The organism is Flavobacterium sp., from assembly GCF_965262375.1.
Taxonomy (GTDB): domain Bacteria; phylum Bacteroidota; class Bacteroidia; order Flavobacteriales; family Flavobacteriaceae; genus Flavobacterium.
In genome coordinates, this window is record NZ_OZ253527.1 from 3083710 (window position 1) to 3105170 (window position 21461).

Here is a 21461-nt window from a genome sequence, read left to right on the forward strand (position 1 = left end):
TTTAACTTTTTTCATAGAAAACGTGACTGTTTGATAAATGCGCAATTTTGTATTCTTCTAGCAAAGTGGTTCTTGTTTGCAGGTCTGAAAAAATTCTTTTTTTAGAATTTACAGTCATTGCTTCTTCAAATAATTGTTCGTATTTTTTTGCAATCAGTTCCCAAGTGTAACGTCTATTTGCAATCGATTTCATCGTAAGTTTAAGTTGATGCGCAACTTCTGGATTCATCTTTTCTAAAATGGCTACTAAATCTTCAGTTGTATCGAAATAGATGGCTTTGCCTTCTGTTGTGGTTTTATTGTAAGAAACATTGTATGAAATAACAGGCAATCCTAAATACATCGCTTCTACTAGTGAAGGGTTAGTACCTCCGGCAGAATGTCCGTGAATATACAAATGCGCATTTCCTCTAATAAGGTCAATTTCACGTTGGTTATAAATGGGGTCTAATAAATAAATGTTTGCACAAGAATTGTAGGTTTCTCTCAGTTTTTTACCGTAAGGGCTATTTTCCCAATTGCCCACAATAACCAAGGTTTTTGATGTATGTTTTTTAAAAGCTTCTAAAACCAAATGCACATTATTTTCGGGTTCAATTCTGCAAACTTTTACGGCATATTCATTTTGTAGAAAAGGGTATTTTTCAAAATCTTTTTCATTTGGCGAAACACTTACGGTATGATTCGCACCATATTCAACCACACGACTCAAGGTTTTGTAACGCATAGCGGTGTAATCTTGTATCGATTCATTGTCTGATATATCAATGTGGGAAAATTTTACCGCGATTTTTTCTGCCCACCACAAATACAATTTTGCTGGTAACGACCATTTGTCTCTTTTCCATTCGATACCATCTATAGAAACTATTATTTTTTTATTGGTAAACAAACGAATTAAAGGGAATATCCACGCTCCAGCTACGCCAAGAACTAACAATATATCGTTGTTTCGAATAGCTTTCAATATCGACAAAGTATCGTACGGAATACTTTGAATTCCGTTAGCTTCTAAATTGATATATTCTAGTTTTGCACCTTCAAAAGAAGAAAGCCTTTCTTCTTTTTTATATTTCTTTCCTGAACAATAAACCGTAAAATCGTATGTAGAAGAAAGTTGTTTAACTAAATGTGATGTAAGCGTTTCAAATCCGCCATATTTTGCTGGCAAGCCTACTGTTCCTATGATTGCAATTTTTTTAGTTTTCATTGTACATCCTTTTTAATTTAGTATAACCAAAAACTGTACTTAATTTTAAAACCCTTGTAAACAAAGGGTTTTCACAGATTAACAAGCTATTAAAATTCCATATTTTGGAAAGTATTACCAATTTTGTACTATCGAAATCGCTTCTTTTTCAAAGTTCGATTCACTAAAAAAGAAACTTTTTTGATAGGCTTTTTTACTCATTTCTTGGTAAAGGGTTTTGTTAGAAAATAAGTTTTGGATTGCTTTAGAAATAAAATCAGTTTTTTTACTATCAATACAATAGCCGTTTACATCATTTTCTACCAACTCAATTACGCCACCTACTGGCGGAACAATAGCAGGCAAACCATAGGCCATACCTTCAAGAATGGTTAATCCAAAGGTTTCCACCCATCTGTTTGTATCTGATAAATTCAATATCAAGCTGGCATCTTGATAAAAGGGATGGGTATTAGTTTGTGTAGGATATATAAACAGATTAGCAGGTACTATTGTGTTTTTAAAATAATTATCAATTTCATTTTGATTAGCATTAACCACTAATTTGAATGTATATTCGGTATTCATTTTTGACAATTCTACAAATTCATTCACTCCTTTGTATTCTTTTAGCGAACAAATCATTAGTACATTTTTTGTAGTTTTTGAAGGGTTATAATTTGAATGAGCTTGTTTCTGAAAATCATTTTCTAACACATTGTAAAGCACACGCTTTTTTATATTAATATTTTCTTGATTGGCTAAAAAATGAGAAACATAGATTACTTCATTTGCTGTTTTTTTAACTATAAAAAAAAGGATATTTTTCAACAAAATTGGCTTGATAGATGTTTCGTGAATGTGATAAATTACGTTACAACCAACCATTTTCCCTGCAATTCCAGCTCCAAAAGGGAGTACCGTATTAATATAAAGTATATCCGATTTTTTTAATTGGAATAAAAGTTTGATGCATAAAACAAATTGGCTTGTCAATAAGAATAGTAAACGAAGTATTTTGTTGTTAGCAAATTGATACCAATAGTTATGTGTTTCTACTCCAGAGATGTTTGATAAAAAACCTTCTCTTCCTCCACAAGTATAGAGGATTGTTTTTAAATTATTTTTTGTCCAACATTTTAATAGCTGCATTAAGACTTTAGGACTTCCGCTATAATCATTTAATAGATGTACTGCAATAATTCTCATAACTGACTGTATATTTCATTTAACTTTCTTCCTCTACTATCCCAAGTAAATTTTTCAAGATAAAGTTCTCTTGCTTCTTTTTGCATTTCTAATCGTAATGCTTTATTATAGAAAAGTTTTTCTAATGCTTTTTTTAACTCTGTAACAGTATTATTGTAACCTAATTTAGGTATTGCGAAACCACATTTTGAAGTAATAAATTCTCCTGGTCCTTCATTGTCTAAACATATTACAGGTAACCCGAAAGAAAGTGCCTCTGGAACGACCATTCCTGCTCCTTCGTGTGATGGGAAAAGAAAAACCGAAGATTCCTCATATTTTTTCATCAACTCTACTCTGTCAATCCACTCTATAATTTCAATAAAAGATTCTGCTTGATGTTCTGAAATAATTTTTTTGTACAATTCTTTTTCAGGACCACTTCCTACGAGTAGTAACTTACAATTGCTTTTTTCTTCGGGAGTTAGATTTTCTAGAAATTGGATGAATGATAAAATGGTTAAATCAAATCCTTTCAAAGGGACAAAACGTCCTACACTAATCACTGTAAATTTCTGTTTTTGAGCGATTGAACCTGAAAAGTAATCGGCTGTAGCTACAGATGGAAATAGACTGTACTTGCTTTCATTTACATTTAAAACTGATGGCACACTTGAGTTCATACACCAGATATGATTAGCTTGTGTTTTTGTTTTTTGTAGTGCAAAAGAAAATTTCCAAAACAAATTTTTAACAAGCCAAGTAAGTCGGTCCATCCACCAATATTTATTAGAATATAATTTCAAATATTGCTTAGGTATGAGCGGATGATGTCCTACAGGTCCCCATATCAAAGGTTTTTTTAACTTCCACAAGAAACTAGGCGTCCAATCATTATGAAAATTTACATTGTGTACAATATCAAATGCTAAATTTTGCTTTTTAATAAAATTCACAATTCCGTATTGCCATAACAAATAATAAAGCATTGCGCCTCGATTCCCTTTTTTCCAGAAACGCATCCAATAAGGCAAATCGTAGTATAAAAATTGAATGTTTTGGTGTACCTCATCTTGATTTTCAGACAGGTATTTCTCAATTGCTGGCTGATTGTTCACTCTCGTAATTGCAATAACTTTATTAAATTTTGCAATTTGATATACAAAATTCCATCCCATTCCGTCTTCAGAACCTTTATAGGGATTTACAGCATAACAACTAGCTAAAATAGTTTTAGTTTGCATCTTTTCTTGATTTTAAAAGTTTAGCGGGCACTCCGCCTATAATTGAATTTTCTGGAAAGGATTTAGTAACCACACTTCCCGCAGCTATGACACATCCAGAACCTATATTTACCCCATCTAAAATGGTTACTTTACTACCTATCCAACAATTGGCACCTATCAATATCCCTTTTCTACTCACTCCTTGATGTCTTATGAGCTGGGTTAAATCATTACAATTGTGATTTTCTGGATGACAGCTAAGATATTGTCCTACAATGCAATCATCGCCTATGGTTAATCCGCCAGCGCCACCTAAATACGCAAACTCACCTATACCTACATTGTTACCAAAAACAATGGAATCGCCAATTTCATTTAAGGAGGTTGAAACAATGATTCGACTATAAGCTCCTATAGAAACATTATTTCCAAAGGCAACACCATTACGACCTAAAGCACTCACATACACATAATTTCCTAATCTTAAAAATTTGCCCCATTTAATTTTCGGACTGTTGAAGAATGTTACGCCTTTTCCAAGCATAATGCCTTTTGGATTTTTGAAAAACAACAACACTTTTAATCCTCTAAAAATGCTTAATCCTTGTATCCAAATAAATTGCAACAGTGCAAACGAATTTAAGTTGGCATCAAACTGAAAGTTTGGATTTCTTAATCTGATTATTTTTTGAATTATAGACTTCATAGCTAATTTGATTTTATAGTGGTTAAAATAGTATGAAGCGTAGTTTCTATGGTTTCACTTTTTACAGCCTTATAAGTTGTTTGATGACTCTTTGATTGAAGTTTTGAAAATAAAGTGCGATAATCAGTGTTCAATTTTTCAATTGTAGCTTTGCTTAATTCTTGTTTGCGAGCTAAAATGGTTTCAGCATCTGCAAAAAGGAAAAAGTTATATTTTGGCTTCAATAAAAAGTAGTATCCAAATTGCGTAATCCATTTAGGTAATACAATATTGCTTCGTTTGCCATCGTTTATGAAGTCAAAATAATATCTGTCATAAATTACCACATAGCCTCTCAAAATATATTTGCAATAAATTATGAATTGCCCCACAACATAATCCGTATAATAATAGGCAAATCGAACAAATGAAGACAGGAAATTCTTGTTATTCCCTTGTCTAGGAAGGCTTGAAATCACATCTTGATGTGCTTTTTCTTTTCCTTTTGTCCAAACACTAAGTATAGGAAGGATAGAAGGTCTGTGGCGTAAAACTATTACTGGTTTGCGAAGTTGTTTTTCAATTTGATAGCTAATGTTTTCAATGATTGTAGATTTGCCTGCACCATCTACACCACTAAAGGTTATGGTAAAACCTGTATTTTGAAAAAAACTTCTAAAAACATCAATTACATAAGATATGTTGTTTTTAATAAAATGTATTTTTCTATTACATTTTCTTGTTTTGATGAATTGGAGTAGTGTTTTTTTATTTCTGTTTTCATCAATAAAATAATCTTGTATAATAGTATCTAATTTTATTTCTGAAACCGAAAACACCTCTTCATATACTAAATATTTTTTTGGAATTTTTGCACCATTCAAAATATAGAACAATGCCACATAGCGGGTAGTGTCTATAACAGAAGTTGTTTTTACGCCATAAGAATTTCTAAAACTATTTTTAAGTACATTTTGAGCATTTAGAATAGTTAGATTTCTAACTTTTAACTGCCAAATAGCATCTATAGCTAAAAAGTCACCTTCATTTGTAACCACTTGTATGGCATTCATAAAAGTTTTTGGCGAAAAAGTCACTTTAGAAATTAGCGAATGATTTTTAAGAAATGCCATTAATTTTTTATTTACACTTTTATGAATAATCATATCGATATCTGATAATTCAGATAAATTTTCTGGTAAACCATTAGTAAATTTTAATGTGGCATAGGATGTATTGTGTAAACAATCAAACATATCCATAATGATTAATTCTCTTGACGTTTTTTCTCCTGATAAAAAGATATTCAATCCGTCATTCCAAGTTTGTAATAACCAATCTACTTGCATATGCCATTTAGGTTGTTGTGCATATACAACCACATACTGCATTGTACAAATTAACAGATACCATTTTAGATATTTTTTGAAATCGTCATCAGAAATTTTATGAAATAATTCATTGGAGTCATTTAAAAATTGCTCGTTTAAACTATGGTATATTTCGTTCCAATTGTTTCTATCCACTAATATTCCTTTTTGAATGATGTAATGAAAAAAATCGAAGCCTTTTGGTTTGTCAGTACTAGCTAATTCCCAATCGTACACGCATAATTTATCATTATTCAAATACATATTCCATTGTGTAAAATCTCCGTGCGCAAAAGTGGTTTCAACAACTTCATTCTCTTCAATTTTTGAAAGCAATAAATTTATTTTTCGAAGTAAATTTGTTGGAATTCGGTCATCTTTTATTTGGTCGAAATCATTTTTCAATTGTTGAAATGCATTCCAATTTTTTACGCTTATAGTTCTTTTTTCTATCGCACACATTGCATTTAAAGCAATAAAATGAGCATTCGATATAGTATTAGGTCTTAAGTCACTTTCAGAAATATCTGATAGTTGAATTACAGATGCTGTCATACTTTTACTTTCAGGCACGATGAAAGCTTCTTGAATAGATGCCAATTTTTGTATGGTTTGATTTTCATTCTGAATAAGACTTTGCGCAGTAGTTGTAGTTGCAATTTTATAAAAAGACTGATTAGTGTATAAAATCGCTTTGTTATTAGGTCCAACTGTTCCAGTAAAAACTGCCCAATCCTCATTACAATCAAAAATTGAATTTTCACTTTTAGGGAAATACAATTTCATCTTTTTAAAAAGTATATTTTGCAGTTTTAAAACAAAAATCATTTTAATCAATACTGTAAAAAGTTTTGCTCTAAATGAACCTGCATTGTAAAATTTCAGAAAAAGCGGTGTACTGCATTTTGCATTCCAAATCCATCTTGGAGTACCATCGGTATTATGAATAACTAGCATTTTTACTAGTGTATCATTTGTACTAGTTCTGTTTTTTGCAACAGTGTATCCTAAGTTTGTAAAAATATTCTCCATAGCTAAATTTTTTAATTTTAGTACAGAAACATTTATGCCAAATAAAAAAAGCCTTGTAAATCAAGACTTTTCAGATTTTACTCAAGTGTAATTATTCCAAAAAATGGAATTATTATTGTTTTTGGAAATTATTAGGAATTAAATCAGGTCTTCTTTTTCTTAAATATATTTTCTGAAAAGTTGTAAATCTTGGATTATTTTTAAATGAAACAGAAAAAATCAACATTTGATAAAATAAAATTCCGTAGTTGCTTTCGCCAAATATTCCAAATTCCGTAAAGGAATTAATCAGTATAGGAATGAGAATTCCAATGAGCATTAATTTTTTTTCTTTATCTTCATTAAAAAACGCTCTTATGGTAAAAAAAACTTGAAACAAGACAATACCGAAGCCTATAAATCCTAAGTTCATCAATACCTGCATAAAAGTATTGTGTGTCATTTTTCCAGGATATGTATGTGTGCTTTGAAAATACTCTTTGTAATCTATTCTCATAAATCCAAATCCAAGTAGTGGTTCTCTTGGTAAACCTTCTGTTACTAAAGCTTGCCAAAAAGGCAATCTTCCTGTTAAGGTTAATATTTCTTCTAGACGTTCTTTATCTCCACCTTTTAAAATAACCTGATTTACCGCAAATGGCATTACTAATAAAACGACCCCTATAATTCCGAATTTTAGCCCTTGTTGTTTCGTCTGATTAATATGAAAAAAAATAATTAGCAGGACTCCAATTAGTGAAGACCGCGAACCAGTCATAAACAACGCATAAAAAATGATTATAATTTTTATTATGGTAAAGATTTTATTTTTAAAGCGATACAAATCGAAAATCAAACAAGCAATACCTACACCACCTAACATACCTAATTCGTTTGGGTTCATTATAATACCTCCTAATCTTGCTTCTTCTCCTCCATTAGTCAACCTAAAAAAAGTATCTGGATTAACCCACATCCCAATCACAAAAATAAGTTGTAAGACAGAAACGGTATTCCCTAATAAATTATAAAGACGTATCGTATGACCTTGAAAATACACATCTAGTAATTTTAAGCTTTTAATAAAAAAATAGGCAAAAACTAAACTTTGAAAAGTCATAAACCATTGTAAAGCACTAAACCCTGGATTTGTACTCCACATAAAAGAAAGTAAGCCTAAAAAAAGATAGCCTAAATAAAACAAAGGAGAAAAGATGTTTTTATAACTAATGGTGTTTGCAGCGCCATATCGCATTATTTTGAAGTACAATACAATAGATAACAACATTACTCCCATTCTGCCTACAACTTTTATGCCTCGTGTTATGGTTACATTTTCACTCCAAGTAAAAAAGCAAGCCACCATAAGTAATAGTATAACAAACAAATATTGATTTGTTTTTTTCAAAAAGGGAGTATGTTGTAAATTATCCATATTGTTTAATTTTTTATTATTGATACAATTGGGTTTTATAATCGTGAATGATTTTGTTCCAATTAAAGTTCTCTTTAATCATTTTAATGGCATTATGTCCCATTTTTTTGAAATCTTCCTTTTGGAGAGACAACATATAAAGCTCTTCCATAGCAGTTGCAATTGTATTGGATGCCACTTCATCAATCATTTTACCAGCATTATATTCTTGAATCATTTCTCCTATATTAGTTGCCTTACTTACTAAACAAGGTTTTCCAAAACTAGCCGCTTCTATAACAGATGCGGGCAAGCCTTCATTTCGAGAAGGATGAACAAAAACATCAATATTTTTTAAGAGTGTTTCTTTTTGCTTTCCGAATTTACTTCCGAAAAAAACGACTTTATTGGTCAGATTTCTTTCTTCAATCATTTTTTTTAAAACTTCTTTTTCATCGCTATCCCCTATCATCCAAAGTCTAGCATTAGGATGTGTATCAAAAAAATTCTGAAAACCATCTATAAGTTTATCTAATCCTTTTGTATAAATATCAAGTCGTCCAATAAAACCAAAAATAAATTGACTTTCATCTTTACTTTCACAAGCGATATTTTTCAAATTACTTTCGTAGCCATAAGGAATAAGTATAGCCTTGTCACTTTCAAAAAGTGTGGCAGTATTATCTAATTCGCTTTGTCCTAAACAATGTATTTTACTTGCTTTTCTAAGCATATTTTTTTCAAAAAAGGAATAATATATTTTTTTGAGCCATTGACTTTTTTTCATTGCAATAGCATTATAAGCGCCGTGTGGCGTTACAACAAAAGGAATGCTATGCTTGTTTAGGAACTTTGAAAGTGTATAGTACACTGGAATCCAACCGCCGTGAAAATGAAAAATAGCCTTATCTTTTTTCTCAAGTATCGCATTTTTTAATTCGGTTGAAATACCAAATGGGTTTTTACTTTTCAAAAAAAGACGCGTCTCAAAATTGCGGTCGGGATAATTTTTCTCTTTGTCTTTTGTAATCCCCCAAACCATCACTTTTTCACCAAAGGATTCTTGATGTGATGCCATTCCAAAAACTACTTTATTTACCCCGTTCATACGTTCTGGGTTAGCTTTTCCTAATATGAGATGTATTATTTCCATAACGCTAATTTTTTTCTATTTAATTCGAAATACCAATAACCTATCATTATAATTTGATTAATCACCAATCCGATGATAGCTCCTTTTAAAGCAAAATGCTGTAATAAATAATGGAATGTGATTATAGAACTTATAAAAGACAAGGCATAACCTATAAAGAAAATTTTATTTAACACTTGTACTCTAACTGCAATACGAATAGGATAGCTTAAAAAAATAAAAACATAAAGAATGGTCATCATTTTTATCACAAAATGATAATTTTCATATTGAGCTCCACCAAATAAAACTATTATGCTTTTAGAATTGAAGAATAAGAAGGCTAATAATAAACCAAAGAATAGAAATCCTGTAAAACTCAATTGTAATAAGTACTTTTTAGCCTGAATACTATTTTGATTCCATAATTTTGAAATTTTAGGAATAAAGTAATTTTCAACAGTTTGGAGCATTATATTAATAATCCCGAAAATAGATTGTACTAATCTAAATGCGCCTAAAGCTTGAACGCCTAAATAAATTCCTGAGAGTAAAACAAATAAGTTAGATGCGCTCCATTGTAAAAATGCTACACTTATTAACCATTGTCCTTGTTTACAATGCATTTTAAACCAGTTGTTAGAGTAAGTTGGAAACTGAAATTCTTTAAAACTAAAAAAGATAGCTGGTAGCGTAGAAAGCATATTTGCAATACCTAAAATCCCTAATGAAAGTTTCAAATTCATTGCATTTTGAAAATAGAAAAATCCTATAGAGACTAATAGTATAAATAAAACATCTACCCAAATGACAAGTTTAATTTTTTCTAATCCCAATAACAGTTTTCGATAAAAATCCTGAAAGAGATAACCTGCAATAAATAAAATTATGAAAAACATATTTGCACGTATATTTTCTATTGAATTCATAACCAAACACCCTATAACAATGATTAAGCTAATCAGAAACAATAAAACTAATTGACCGATTAACAAAAAAGAGAGGTATTGGTGCTTAGCTTCCGTTTTTGAATAGGATACTTGAAAAGGTTGAATAATTAATGCGTTACTAACACTTAATGCTAAAAACGTAACGATGACAATACTTGAAAAAAGTCCGAAATTTTCAGGATGTAACGTTTTTGCTAAAAAAATGGTTATCAAAAAATTAGCACCACTAAAAAGCACTTGGTCAAATAGCACCATTACAGCTGAAGAAAGAAATATGTTGGTGTAATTTTTCATATCTGCAAAATTTAATTATCACTTGTGTGTTATTTATTTCTAAAGCGGTTGATTGTTTTTTTGAGTTCATATATAAGACTTGGATTGTATCCATCCTTATTGAGTATAAACCACAAATTAGGCAAATGAAATTCATCTCGTAGTGCTTCTATTTTAATCACTGTTTTTTCAGAAGTTTTACGACTATCTAAGACGAATAAATTTTGATTTGCGATGCTCATAAAAAGCAAAGCCAATTTGTCATCTTGAATTGCTTGGTTATGCACTATACAAAGGTCAACTGCTTCCATTCTTGTTTTAATCTCATCCGTAAAATGCGATTTCGTAAAACGCATATACTTTGCTTCTGAAAAATTAAGATAATCCGCAGGGTCAACATTACCTTCTAATTGTCCAGTTGCATCCATCACTAAAATCTTTTTCCCTTGTACTTTTAACGCATTATAAAAATTATAACTATGAAACAAATGGTCCTTTGCTTGGTCAAAAGAGGTGATAGAAATAATATTTTTGTCTGCAATTACTCCTTTTAACTCTAATTGAATACAATCTTTTAAAAAAACATTCTCAATATTATCTTTTAAAAAAGGAGTTGTAAGTACAACAGGAATCGTACTGTTTTTTTCAATTGTAAATACATCATTTACTTTAGCTTTTATAAAATGCACTACATAAATAAGCAATACAGAACCTAAAAAGCCTAGAAAAGCAGCAATAATGATAATGATGGAGCGAATAGGTGAAACTGGTGTTTTTGAAATTTCCGCAGGCGAAATAATTTTATGAAATGCAATTTTTGCCGATTTTGCTATCTCTGCCTCGATTCGTTTTTCGTTCAAAAAATTGTAATTTTTCTCATATAAATTAAATTCACGATTTAGTGTGGTTAATATTTTTTCTTTTTCTGGTAAGCCTATAAAAACCTTTTCAGCTTCATTTATATCACTAGACAATTCATCGTATTTTATTTGTAAATTCTTTTCTGTGTTTTTTATACTTTCAATTTGATAATCAATTAAATCTTTCAGTTTAGCATCAACCACTTGCACTTTTTCATTTTCGAGCGTATAAGTCAGTAAGAGGTCTTTTTTTTCGGCTTGCAATTTTTTAATGTTTTTTACCATTTCGGTAGAAAGTAAATCTGTAAATGCTTCAAAATTTACCGCTAAATCTAAGTAGTTGTTTTTACCTTGGGCTATATATTTATTCAAATCTTTGATAGCATCAAGATTCATTTTTATGTTGGTTTGTTGAATTTTAAGCTGAGAAATTTTTCTTAAATCCGTTTCCGTTTCTTGTCGGATGTTGATGATATTTTTAGTATCTCTGTAATTTTGAATATCTTTTTCTGAATTTACTAATTTCTTGTTAGCTCCTTGAATTTCATTTTTCAAGAAATCTACCGTAATATTAGCCGCTTTGTATTTGTTTTCGATATAATCCTGAATATAGTTTTCGGCCAATTTATTTACAAACAAAGCCGCTTTTTCAGGAACGTTGCTTTTTAAATTAATTCGGATTACTGGAACATCTTTATCTACAGATACTATATCTAAATTTTTGGTAATTTTTTCTAGTAATTTTTCTTCACTTAAACATTCAAATTCATAATTATCAATTAATTGAGCGTTTTTTTTACTTTTCAAAAAAGACTCATTTTTTGTGATTAAAACCTTTCCAAATTCTATAGTTAAAACCTTTCCAAATTCTCCTTTTATATGTTGTGTTGAACCTGGGTTCGAAAAAAGAAAACTTTTATCATTGATTACTTGTACCTGATAACGCTTGTCAAATGCCTTTGGAGAAGTAAAAAAAGCCTGAATAAGAATAGGCGAATTATCATATAACTCGGTATCTACAAAATCACCCTTTCTATAAATTTCTACTGAAAAGGATAAATCGGAAACGGATTTTTGGATTAAATTTTTAGATTTTAATACTTCAATTTCAGTAGCAATTTTATTTGCTGAAGCAAAAACATCTAAATCTTTAAATAAATTAGCACTAGGAACACCTTCTTGAATATCAGCTAATTTAAGTTTAGCCGTACTTTCATACATAGGCGTAACATAATTTAAATATTTTTTAGCGATTAATACTGCTATAATTACACTTGCAATAACTATAGGTAATCCTCTAAAAAATGGGCGTAATATTCTGATATTCTCGTTCATAATCTAGTTTTTAAAACGCTCCTAACAATATAGCAGCTGCTGTTATAGTTGTAGTAAATGGAATTATAGTGGAAACCCTTTTATCAAATTCTTTGTATTTTTTTGATGGAACAACTACTATATCACCAGGATATAATTGAATGTTCTGATTTAAAATATTAGTCTCTTTTGAAAGGTCAATATTGGTAACTAAAACATTTTCGCCTTGTTGTCTTAAGATTTTTACAGCTTTTAGGTTAGCGTAAAATTCAAAACCACCAGCTTTGCTTACCATTTCTAATAACGTATTTCGGTCTTTATCTACTTGAATAGCATTAGGGTTACGAACTTCTCCTAAAATAGTTATCTCTTTGTTTAATACTTTTACATCTACAACAGGTTCAATAATCCATTTTTTTAATTTTTCTTTCAAGTAGGTTTTAAATTCAGGAATAGTTTTTCCTAACACATTTGTTGTTCCTATTTTTGGAATTTCAATATTGCCATCAGCATCTACTAAGAGCCATTTTCCATACACTTCGTTAGAATTGTAAATTCCATAAACAGAACCAACACTCATTGCATCTTCTCCAGAAACTGAAATAGAAATTTTATCATCCTTTCTAATGGTGTATTGATAATTTGCATTGTACTGAAATGCCTCTTTATTATTAATTTCTACTTTAGATTCTAATATATTTTGAGTTTTACACGAACAAAATATGCTCAGTATAATTGCTGTTTTAAAAATTAATTTGATAGCCATAGCATAATAATTTAAAGGAAAATTGAAAGAATACGTTGGATAGTTGAAGGATTTGACCTTCTAATTTCCTCTTTAATTTTTAAGATACGTTCGATAACTTTTTGCATTTTTTCACAAACAGTCGCATCTTTTACCATATAATCAAAAGCTCCATATTTTAGCGCATCTACAGCAGTATTTATACTTTCTTGAGCCGAAATCATCACAATGTATATGTCAGGATTGTATCGTTTAATTTTTTTCAAAACCTCAAATCCTGTCATATCATCCATATTATGGTCTAAAAAAATAATATCTGGATTTTGATTCAGATTTTCAAGACAATCTGAACCATTAGTAAAACAAGTCACATCTTCAAAATGACTATTTTGTAAATATTGTTTATAAACATTTGTACAGAAAATGTCGTCGTCAACAATAAAGAATTTAAGTTTGTTTATAGCTTCCATAATTATAGCATTTACAGTTGTAAATTAGAAAGCCAAAGTCAAGCCAAAAAAATAAAGCCTTTGTTTACAAGGCTTTACAAGTATAGATGCTATTTAATTTTTCCAAAAAATGGAAAGTTATTCCAACGATTTAAAGCAATTCGTTCTCTTGCAGCTGAGAAATTGCCATTTGTAATCCCTCTTTAATTTTATAGAAAAGATTTTCGATAGCAGGTTTATCTGTTGTAGTTTTAGAAATTTTCTCAAGTTCTTTGACATCATTTAAAAGATGAAAAACCCCAACACCTTCAATACTAGGTTTTATTTTATGAATTAATCGGCTTATTTCCTCAAAATTATCTATTTGGAGTGCTTCTTCTATTTTTACAATAGTTTCATTGGTTTGATTAATAAATATTTGAATCATTTTGATTACAAAATCTTTATTACCTCGGCTTAAGCTGTGTATAGCATTCAAATTATAAACTTGTGTATCCTTTGGGGCAACATTCGTTATATCATTTTTCAAATTTTTATAAATCGTCTCAATCAATAATTTTTCATCAAACGGTTTGGTTATATAATCATTGACTCCAGCAGTAAAACATTTTTCAATTTCAGATTTAAAAGCATTTGCCGTAAGAGCAACAATTGGTGTATTTAGTTTTAGTTTGTTTCTTATGATTGTAGCGGCTTCTATACCATCTAGCTCTGGCATTTGAATATCCATTAAAATAATATCAAAATGTTCTTTATTTAAACATTCAATAGCTTGTAAGCCATTTTCAGCTTCAGTTACTTGACAATTATAATACTGTAACGAATTTTGAGCAACCATTCTATTGAGCTCATTGTCCTCTACTAAAAGAATTTTTATTCCGTCAAGATGTAAGGATTCCTCTTCTGTTATTGAGGATTCTATAATATTCTTTTCGTCCCCTTTTGGGAAATTTAAAACAATTTCGATAGCCGTTCCACCCCCTTTTTTGCTATCTACTTTAATCGTTCCCTCCATCAAGGAAACTAACTCTTTAGTAATAGCCATCCCTAAACCAGTTCCTCCAAATTTTCGGGTTGTTTTTTTATCTTCTTGGGAAAATTTCTTAAAAATATTGTCAATATACTCTTCATCCATTCCTATTCCTGTATCAGAAATAGTAAGGTTTATTTGTTGATTTATAGGCGTGTCAAATATTAACTGGGTAGTAACCGTTATTGAACCTTTTGAAGTGAATTTTATAGCATTCCCGATTAAATTAAATAGAATTTGTTCAATCCTCAACGAATCACCTTTTAAAACTTTTGCTATTTTTTTATCCCAACTAATCGTTAATTGTATTCCTTTTTGTACTGCTTTTGGTTCCAATACGGTTACTACATTTTTTATGCTTTTTTGTAGTATAAAATCTTCTTTTTCGAGAGCCATTTCATTGGCTTCAATTTTTGAAATATCTAAAATATTATTAATAATTGCTAGTAAATGCTTTGAAGCAATGGAACTATTTTCAATATATATTTTTTGTATTTCGGTTAGTTCTTGTTTGCTCAACTCTCTTAGAAAACCAATAATCGCATTCAGCGGTGTTCTAATTTCGTGACTCATATTAGCAAGAAAAGCCTCTTTTGTTTTAGATGCTTCTTCTGCCTTGATTTTCTCTTGTTCTAATGCTTGTTCTAATTTTTTTTGACTGGTTATATCGAGGTGTATTCCTATAGAACCTATTTGATTACCTTTATCATCATAGTTAGGAGCCGCACTTATAGCCCACCATCTTAAATCACCTCTTTTGTTTTTGACTGGAATTTGATATATCTCAGACATCCCTTTTTTTCTTTCTTCTACTTTAGATTTGATAAGCTCTACATTTTCCTTTGATAAAAATAAAGACGAAGGTTTTTTACCCATCAATTCATTTTCTTCAAAACCTGAAATTTCTAAAAAACTATGATTTACATATTTTATTAACTCATCATTATCAACTTCTATCAAACCTAAGTTCATATTAGCAATAATGTTTCGATACTTTTCTTCTTGAAATTTTAAATTTTCTTCCGCTTTTTTTCGTTCAGAAATATCTTGGATAAAAGAACAAAAAATGAGTTCATTATTTTGTTGAATAGGAATGATAGAAATTTCTACTGGAAATTCATTTCCATTTTTATGCATTGCTGGTAGCTCAATCTGTTTATTCAAAACAGGACCTTCGCCTGTTTTTACAAATTTTTTCATTCCTTCTTTATGCCCTTCCTTATGCCGTATTGGAATTATTATTTCAGCTAGGCTTCTACCTATTACTTCTTCTTTTTTCCAACCAAAAATCACTTCCGCTTGATTATTCCAAAAAGTAATATCCCCTTTTGTATTGATAGTTATAATAGCGTTTAAGGCCGAATTCATTATGAGTCTGCTTCGTTCCTCACTTTGTTGCAATAATGTTTGTGTTTTAATTCTTTGGGTAACATCTGTGTATTTCCATAAATGTCCTTTGTAAACATTATTAATAAAAATAGGGATATAATCTCTTTCCAGAAATCGACCATCAGTGGTTTCTAACAACTCATTAATATGAACTTCTTTTTTGGATAACAATTCTTCAATTCTTGGACTAAAATCTTCTGAATTGATAAAAAAATGTTTTGATTGTTCTGCGGAGTCTGTACAATCTACACCCACCATTTGGTCAGGATGCACAGGAATCGAAAAAATATCGCAAAAAAGCTGATTGGTAAATAAAATTTTTCGGTTTTGGTCTTCCACTAATATACCCGATTGAAAATTTGCCAAGAGAGTCTTTAATAATTCAACCGTAGTAGAGAGTTCTTTTTCTGTATTTTTAGTTTTCTCAATTTGCTGATTTAGATACTGTGTAATAAATAGCAAATCATCTTCTCCTTGATGTTCCGATAAATTTTCAAATTCGGCACCAAATGTTTTTAAACTATCATAGAGATTCGCAATGGAATGTTTTTTTAATTCATATTCATCTTTAAGACTTTTGTTTATATGGTTGTATTCTTTTTCACTTTCAGAAAAAGCGTGATTCATTAATTCTAAATCTCTTTCAAAGCCTAAATAAGATTGATTAACAGCAGTAATAAAATCATTTATTGATGACTGATTTACATCAATATCAGGAAGGTATTTTTTTATTTGCTTCAAAAGTAATTTATGAATTTCCATAGCTACACTATTTCATTAAGTCCTGTAATTGTCATTGTTTGATTGTGCAATTCACAATTTGTAAAAGGCTTCAAAGGTGAAATTTCTCCATAGGAGTAAAATCCGGTAATGGTGGTTTCTTCTCCAAAAATTTCTGCTACAGCTTCTACTTCTTCATCAATACGATTGCTCAAAATAATTTTCCTCCCCACACAACTAATCAGCAAAGCGATTTGAGGTTTTTGATTTTGAAGTTCTAAACAATTGCTAGCCGCATTACTAGCTGCATCTATCAATTTGTCAAAATTAGCTTTCATAAATCGGACTTTACTGCCTTCAGGAATATCGCCAGCAAAAGTCATTGATTTGGCTTCTTCATCAATTGACAAAATGGTTCGCACTATGGGTTGCTCGTTATCTGAATTGATGATTGCTAATGGAAATAATAAAGCTGAAGAAGGGAGTTCTTCTGTGTATTTTCCTAAATACGTTTTATAAAGGTCTAACGCATTTTTAGAATCTATTTCGTATAAAATATTTTTATCTGATTTAGTTACGATTCGTTCCAATCCAAAAGTTTCCCAACCGCCTATAGACCCGTGTGAACATTGTAGCGAGTTGCCATAAAAACCAATAGCTACAATGTTTCCAGATTTAGGTACTTCATTAAGACCAACAATCGTTTCTTTAAAATTTGTTCCATCACCCGCTAATCCGCCCGTTACTAGTATATTTTTACTTTTAAACTCGTGAAATCCTTTTACTAATTCACTTCCGTTGACTTTTGCCCCATCTGACATAACAAATACTAATTTCAATTTTTCTTCAGATAATTCTTTTACAAGCATTTTTCCCACATCAAAGCTTGATTCAAAGTTTTCAATATTAACTTTACTAATCTTTAATGTAGCTTTTTCAAAATATAAGGCAGAAATTGAAACTGAATTATCAAAAACCTGCTTGTCAAATATTTCACCAGCGGTAGAACATAAGGCAATTTGAGCATTTGGAAATTTGCTTTTTAATTTTTCAAAAAAATCTGAATTCAATAAATCTTTATTTCCAAAACCTAAGACCAATTGAGCATTTGCTTCGTTGAAAAAATCATTCTTAGGATTTTCAACGAAGTTATTATTTCGAAAAAGATAAGAAGCTGTTTTCATATTTTTTTGTTTTTATCTTCGATAGATTGTATTAAATTATAAATGGTTGATTTACCTATATCTAATTTTTTTGCTGTTTTGAGTACATCATTATTATTCTTTTTTAAGTAATGTAGAATAATTTCGGAAGTATGCTCGCGCAAGGTTTTCTCCTCGTGCATAAAATAATTCGTTTCATTAATACTTGAAAAAACCAAATCATCTGCACTAATTTCACCATCATTACATAATACACACGCTAAATCAATAACCGATTTTAATTCACGAATATTTCCAGGAAAAGGATATTTTACAATTTTCTGCTTTGCTTCATTTGATAGCACTATCGCTTTCAGTTTGTTCTCTTTAACAAACAAATCAATAAAATGTTTAGACAATAATAACACATCATTGCCACGTTCTCTAAGCGGCGGTAATACGATAGGCAATCCAATAATTCTATAATATAAATCCTCTCTAAAATTTCCTTTTTTTACTTCTTCGGCTAAATTTTTATGAGAAGCGGTAATTAATCTTGCATCAAATTTTATAGGGTCTTTACCTCCAATTCGTATTACTTCTCTTTCTTGCAATACTCTTAAAAGTTTACTTTGCAAATTCAAGTCTAATTCGGCAATTTCATCTAGGAAAATGGTTCCTCCATTGGCTTGTTCAAACTTCCCTATTACTCGAGAATCGGCTCCAGTAAAAGCACCCTTTTCGTGACCAAAAAATTCATTTTCGATTAACTCTTTTGGAATGGCCGCCATATTTACCGCTACAAAAGGTTTGTTTTTTCTATCCGAATTGAAATGAATTGCTTTTGCCACCACCTCTTTACCTGTTCCAGTCTCTCCGTTGATAGAAACATTAATATTAGTAGTAAGGGCTTTATTTATTTTCGTAAAAACTTCTTTCATTACCTCACTTTGCCCTACTATAGACTTCTCGAAACTAAATTTTTGCTCTAATTTTTCTTTTAAGTCTTGTATCTCAGAAATTAATTTTAGATTCTCTTTAATTTTCAAAATAGAGTTCCAAAGAATTTCTTTAGTGTGATTGTTTTTAACAATATAATCAGATGCTCCAGATTTTAGAAAATTAACTGCCACTTCAATATCATCCTGTCCACTAATGATAACGATAGGGATAGTATTATTTATTTCTTTAATTTTCTTAAAAAGCTTATCTCCTGTGATGTCTGGAAGCCCAAAATCCAAACAAACAATATTCGGTTTTAAGTGCATTTTTTCAATACATTCTTTACCAGAAGTAAACAAATGAATTTCATAATCTGGGTTGAGGCTTAAATGATATTTAAGTGTTTCTCCAAAGAACATATCGTCTTCAACTAGAAAAATTTTTATGGCGTTCATATTATAAGATTATATCTACTAATTTAACAAAAAATGATTAGTATTTATCTAATTTACCAACGGAAATCCCAAAGATTTTTTTTAGCTATATAATAAGTTATGCGTGGCTACAATGAAAAATTTCCTTAATTACGATTGTCCCCTTGAGGGAACAATAGAGAGGCAAAACTTTCAACTAACACAAAATGTTCTCAAGAATAAAACACAAATTATCACTGATGTCACGGATAAACTATACAACAACACTATTTCCCCTAAATATAAAACACAGATAGTCACAGATGTCACAAATGAACCATGTGATAACACTATTTTCTCTAAATATAAAACACAGATGGTCACAGATGTCACAAATGAACCATGTGACAACACTATTTTCCCTAAATATAAAACACAGATGGTCACAGATGTCACAGATAAACTATATAACAACACTATTTTCTCTAAAAAACAAAACACAGATGGTCACAGATGTCACAAATGAACCATGTGACAACACTAATTTCACGAATAAGCACGAATGACTCTCAGACAAATCTGTAAATCTATAGTAAAAAAAGATACCAACTAACGCAGATTTTCAAAACCAACTACCTCCAAACATTTTTTTTGAACTTTATACACAACAGTATGTCAAGCTGAGGCACGAAGCGTCAAGAACAAGAATAAAACGAAAAGTAATTTTCATAAAAAATATAACTTACCTTAAGCGAGGTATTATTTATTTTTATTGTTTAGCAGTAACAAACTAAAAGCTACGGAACTTCAGAAGAAGCTTGGGTGGGCTTTAATATTTAAGAACATTCAAATTGCGTAAAATGTATTGCAAGGTGCGTGGATTTGTGGGTTAGCAATAATTATAGAAATGAAAGTCGAAGAAAAACTTAATTTGTTAACACAAAGTGTAGCTAATAAAGCTCTACAATTTACTCCAATAATAAGTTTACCAAATCCACCATCTGCAATTCCTTTAGGCAGTGGTTTATTTTTAAAAATAAAAGATAGCTATTTTCTAGCTAGTGCAGGTCATTTACTAAACTTTGAAGATTGGCCAAAACTTACTGTACCAGGAAACAATGACACTTTAGTTAACTTAAACGGAGTACTTATCACAACATTTGAAAATGGAAAGACAGATAGCGATGTCGATTTTGCAGTATTTAAATTTGCGGAAAGACAAATAAAACATTTAATTGATGGTCATTATAATTTTATAGACTGTTCAGATATCAAAGTAAATCATAAAGTTGAAGAAAACGGCTATTACATAATTGCTGGATACCCTGTAAATGGGGTAAAAAAAACAGCTGGAAAAGCTGAATTTAAACCTATACCTGCTAAATTTCTAACTTATCCCCTAAAACATAAAAAACATAAGAATAATAATTTTAATCCAAATCATTTTATTTTAGTAAAATATCAACGAAAGGTTGCTCCATTAAATTCTTCAGAAAAGCAAATTACAAGGGAACTTAAAGGCATTAGCGGAAGTGGATTATGGCACATTCCTAATTGGAAAGATTTAAATAATGGAGTACCAAAATTTCAGTTGGTTGGTATCATGACAGAAAATCATAAAAACAAAGGCTTTTTAGTTGCTATAAGAATAGATTTCATAACAGAAATAATAAATCAAATTTTTGATTTAAATGCTTTTGAAAACTCGCAATTTGAATTTAATGGTTCTATAAAACAGATTTACGGAGGCGAAATAAAATAACTACAGCTAATCGAGTAAACGCCCGTCCATTCAAAACAGAAAAAATGCTCCAATTAGCAAAGCAGTATCTTAAAATACCAGTATAAATCCCCCCCTCAAACACCATCTTGTACCGAGCGCATTTTACAAAATGATACCTAGCCCGAACATAAATTCCTAAAATCCCATTTTCCACCGCTCTTAATTTTCAATTTCATAAAAATGAAACACAGGCTATAATTTCAAAAAAGATTTCGGGCTGATTTTCTTATATTTGT

The 21461-nt window shown here is 30.2% G+C and carries 15 protein-coding genes; 1 reads left to right on the plus strand and 14 read right to left on the minus strand.

The annotated features are described in order from the left end of the window. Position 1: 1 nt before the first annotated feature. The 14 genes from ACQY29_RS14090 to ACQY29_RS14155 form a co-directional block, all read right to left on the minus strand. Positions 2-1210 carry a DUF1972 domain-containing protein gene (locus tag ACQY29_RS14090; protein ID WP_428225808.1) on the minus strand — a complete coding sequence of 403 codons (1209 nt, stop codon included), beginning with the start codon at positions 1208-1210 and terminating at the stop codon, positions 2-4. A gap of 114 nt (positions 1211-1324) precedes the next feature. Next, the gene (locus ACQY29_RS14095; protein WP_428225809.1) at positions 1325-2398 is read right to left on the minus strand and encodes a glycosyltransferase family 4 protein; all 1074 of its coding nucleotides are present in this window, start codon (positions 2396-2398) and stop codon (positions 1325-1327) included. Next, a complete protein-coding gene (locus ACQY29_RS14100) occupies positions 2395-3621 on the minus strand; it encodes a glycosyltransferase family 4 protein (protein ID WP_428225810.1) in 1227 nt (408 codons plus the stop codon). The genes ACQY29_RS14095 and ACQY29_RS14100 overlap by 4 nt, the downstream gene beginning before the upstream one ends. Further along, positions 3611-4309, minus strand: coding sequence for an acyltransferase (locus ACQY29_RS14105; protein WP_428225811.1), 699 nt, complete (start codon positions 4307-4309; stop codon positions 3611-3613). The genes ACQY29_RS14100 and ACQY29_RS14105 overlap by 11 nt, the downstream gene beginning before the upstream one ends. 2 nt (positions 4310-4311) lie before the next feature. Beyond that, the gene (locus tag ACQY29_RS14110; protein ID WP_428225812.1) at positions 4312-6690 is read right to left on the minus strand and encodes a hypothetical protein; all 2379 of its coding nucleotides are present in this window, start codon (positions 6688-6690) and stop codon (positions 4312-4314) included. A gap of 112 nt (positions 6691-6802) precedes the next feature. Further along, entirely contained in the window at positions 6803-8104 is a 1302-nt protein-coding gene (locus tag ACQY29_RS14115; RefSeq protein ID WP_428225813.1) for an O-antigen ligase family protein, read from the minus strand. A 16-nt stretch (positions 8105-8120) separates the two neighbouring features. Then, positions 8121-9236, minus strand: a complete 1116-nt coding sequence (locus ACQY29_RS14120; protein WP_428225814.1) for a glycosyltransferase family 4 protein — start codon at positions 9234-9236, stop codon at positions 8121-8123. Next, entirely contained in the window at positions 9227-10459 is a 1233-nt protein-coding gene (locus tag ACQY29_RS14125) for a lipopolysaccharide biosynthesis protein (protein WP_428225815.1), read from the minus strand. Before ACQY29_RS14125 ends, ACQY29_RS14120 begins: the two co-directional genes overlap by 10 nt. 29 nt (positions 10460-10488) lie before the next feature. Beyond that, positions 10489-12633, minus strand: coding sequence for a GumC family protein (locus ACQY29_RS14130; protein ID WP_428225816.1), 2145 nt, complete (start codon positions 12631-12633; stop codon positions 10489-10491). A 10-nt stretch (positions 12634-12643) separates the two neighbouring features. Next, a complete protein-coding gene (locus tag ACQY29_RS14135) occupies positions 12644-13378 on the minus strand; it encodes a polysaccharide biosynthesis/export family protein (RefSeq protein ID WP_428225817.1) in 735 nt (244 codons plus the stop codon). 11 nt (positions 13379-13389) lie between these two features. Continuing rightward, the gene (locus tag ACQY29_RS14140) at positions 13390-13827 is read right to left on the minus strand and encodes a response regulator (RefSeq protein WP_428225818.1); all 438 of its coding nucleotides are present in this window, start codon (positions 13825-13827) and stop codon (positions 13390-13392) included. Positions 13828-13957: 130 nt separating this feature from the next. Continuing rightward, a complete protein-coding gene (locus tag ACQY29_RS14145; protein WP_428225819.1) occupies positions 13958-16987 on the minus strand; it encodes a PAS domain S-box protein in 3030 nt (1009 codons plus the stop codon). 2 nt (positions 16988-16989) lie between these two features. Beyond that, a complete protein-coding gene (locus ACQY29_RS14150; protein ID WP_428225820.1) occupies positions 16990-18129 on the minus strand; it encodes an FIST signal transduction protein in 1140 nt (379 codons plus the stop codon). Next, a complete protein-coding gene (locus ACQY29_RS14155) occupies positions 18126-19484 on the minus strand; it encodes a sigma-54-dependent transcriptional regulator (protein ID WP_428225821.1) in 1359 nt (452 codons plus the stop codon). Before ACQY29_RS14155 ends, ACQY29_RS14150 begins: the two co-directional genes overlap by 4 nt. A gap of 865 nt (positions 19485-20349) precedes the next feature. Between ACQY29_RS14155 and ACQY29_RS14160 the strand changes: the two genes are divergently transcribed. Beyond that, the gene (locus ACQY29_RS14160) at positions 20350-21204 is read left to right on the plus strand and encodes a hypothetical protein (RefSeq protein ID WP_428225822.1); all 855 of its coding nucleotides are present in this window, start codon (positions 20350-20352) and stop codon (positions 21202-21204) included. Positions 21205-21461 lie beyond the last annotated feature (257 nt).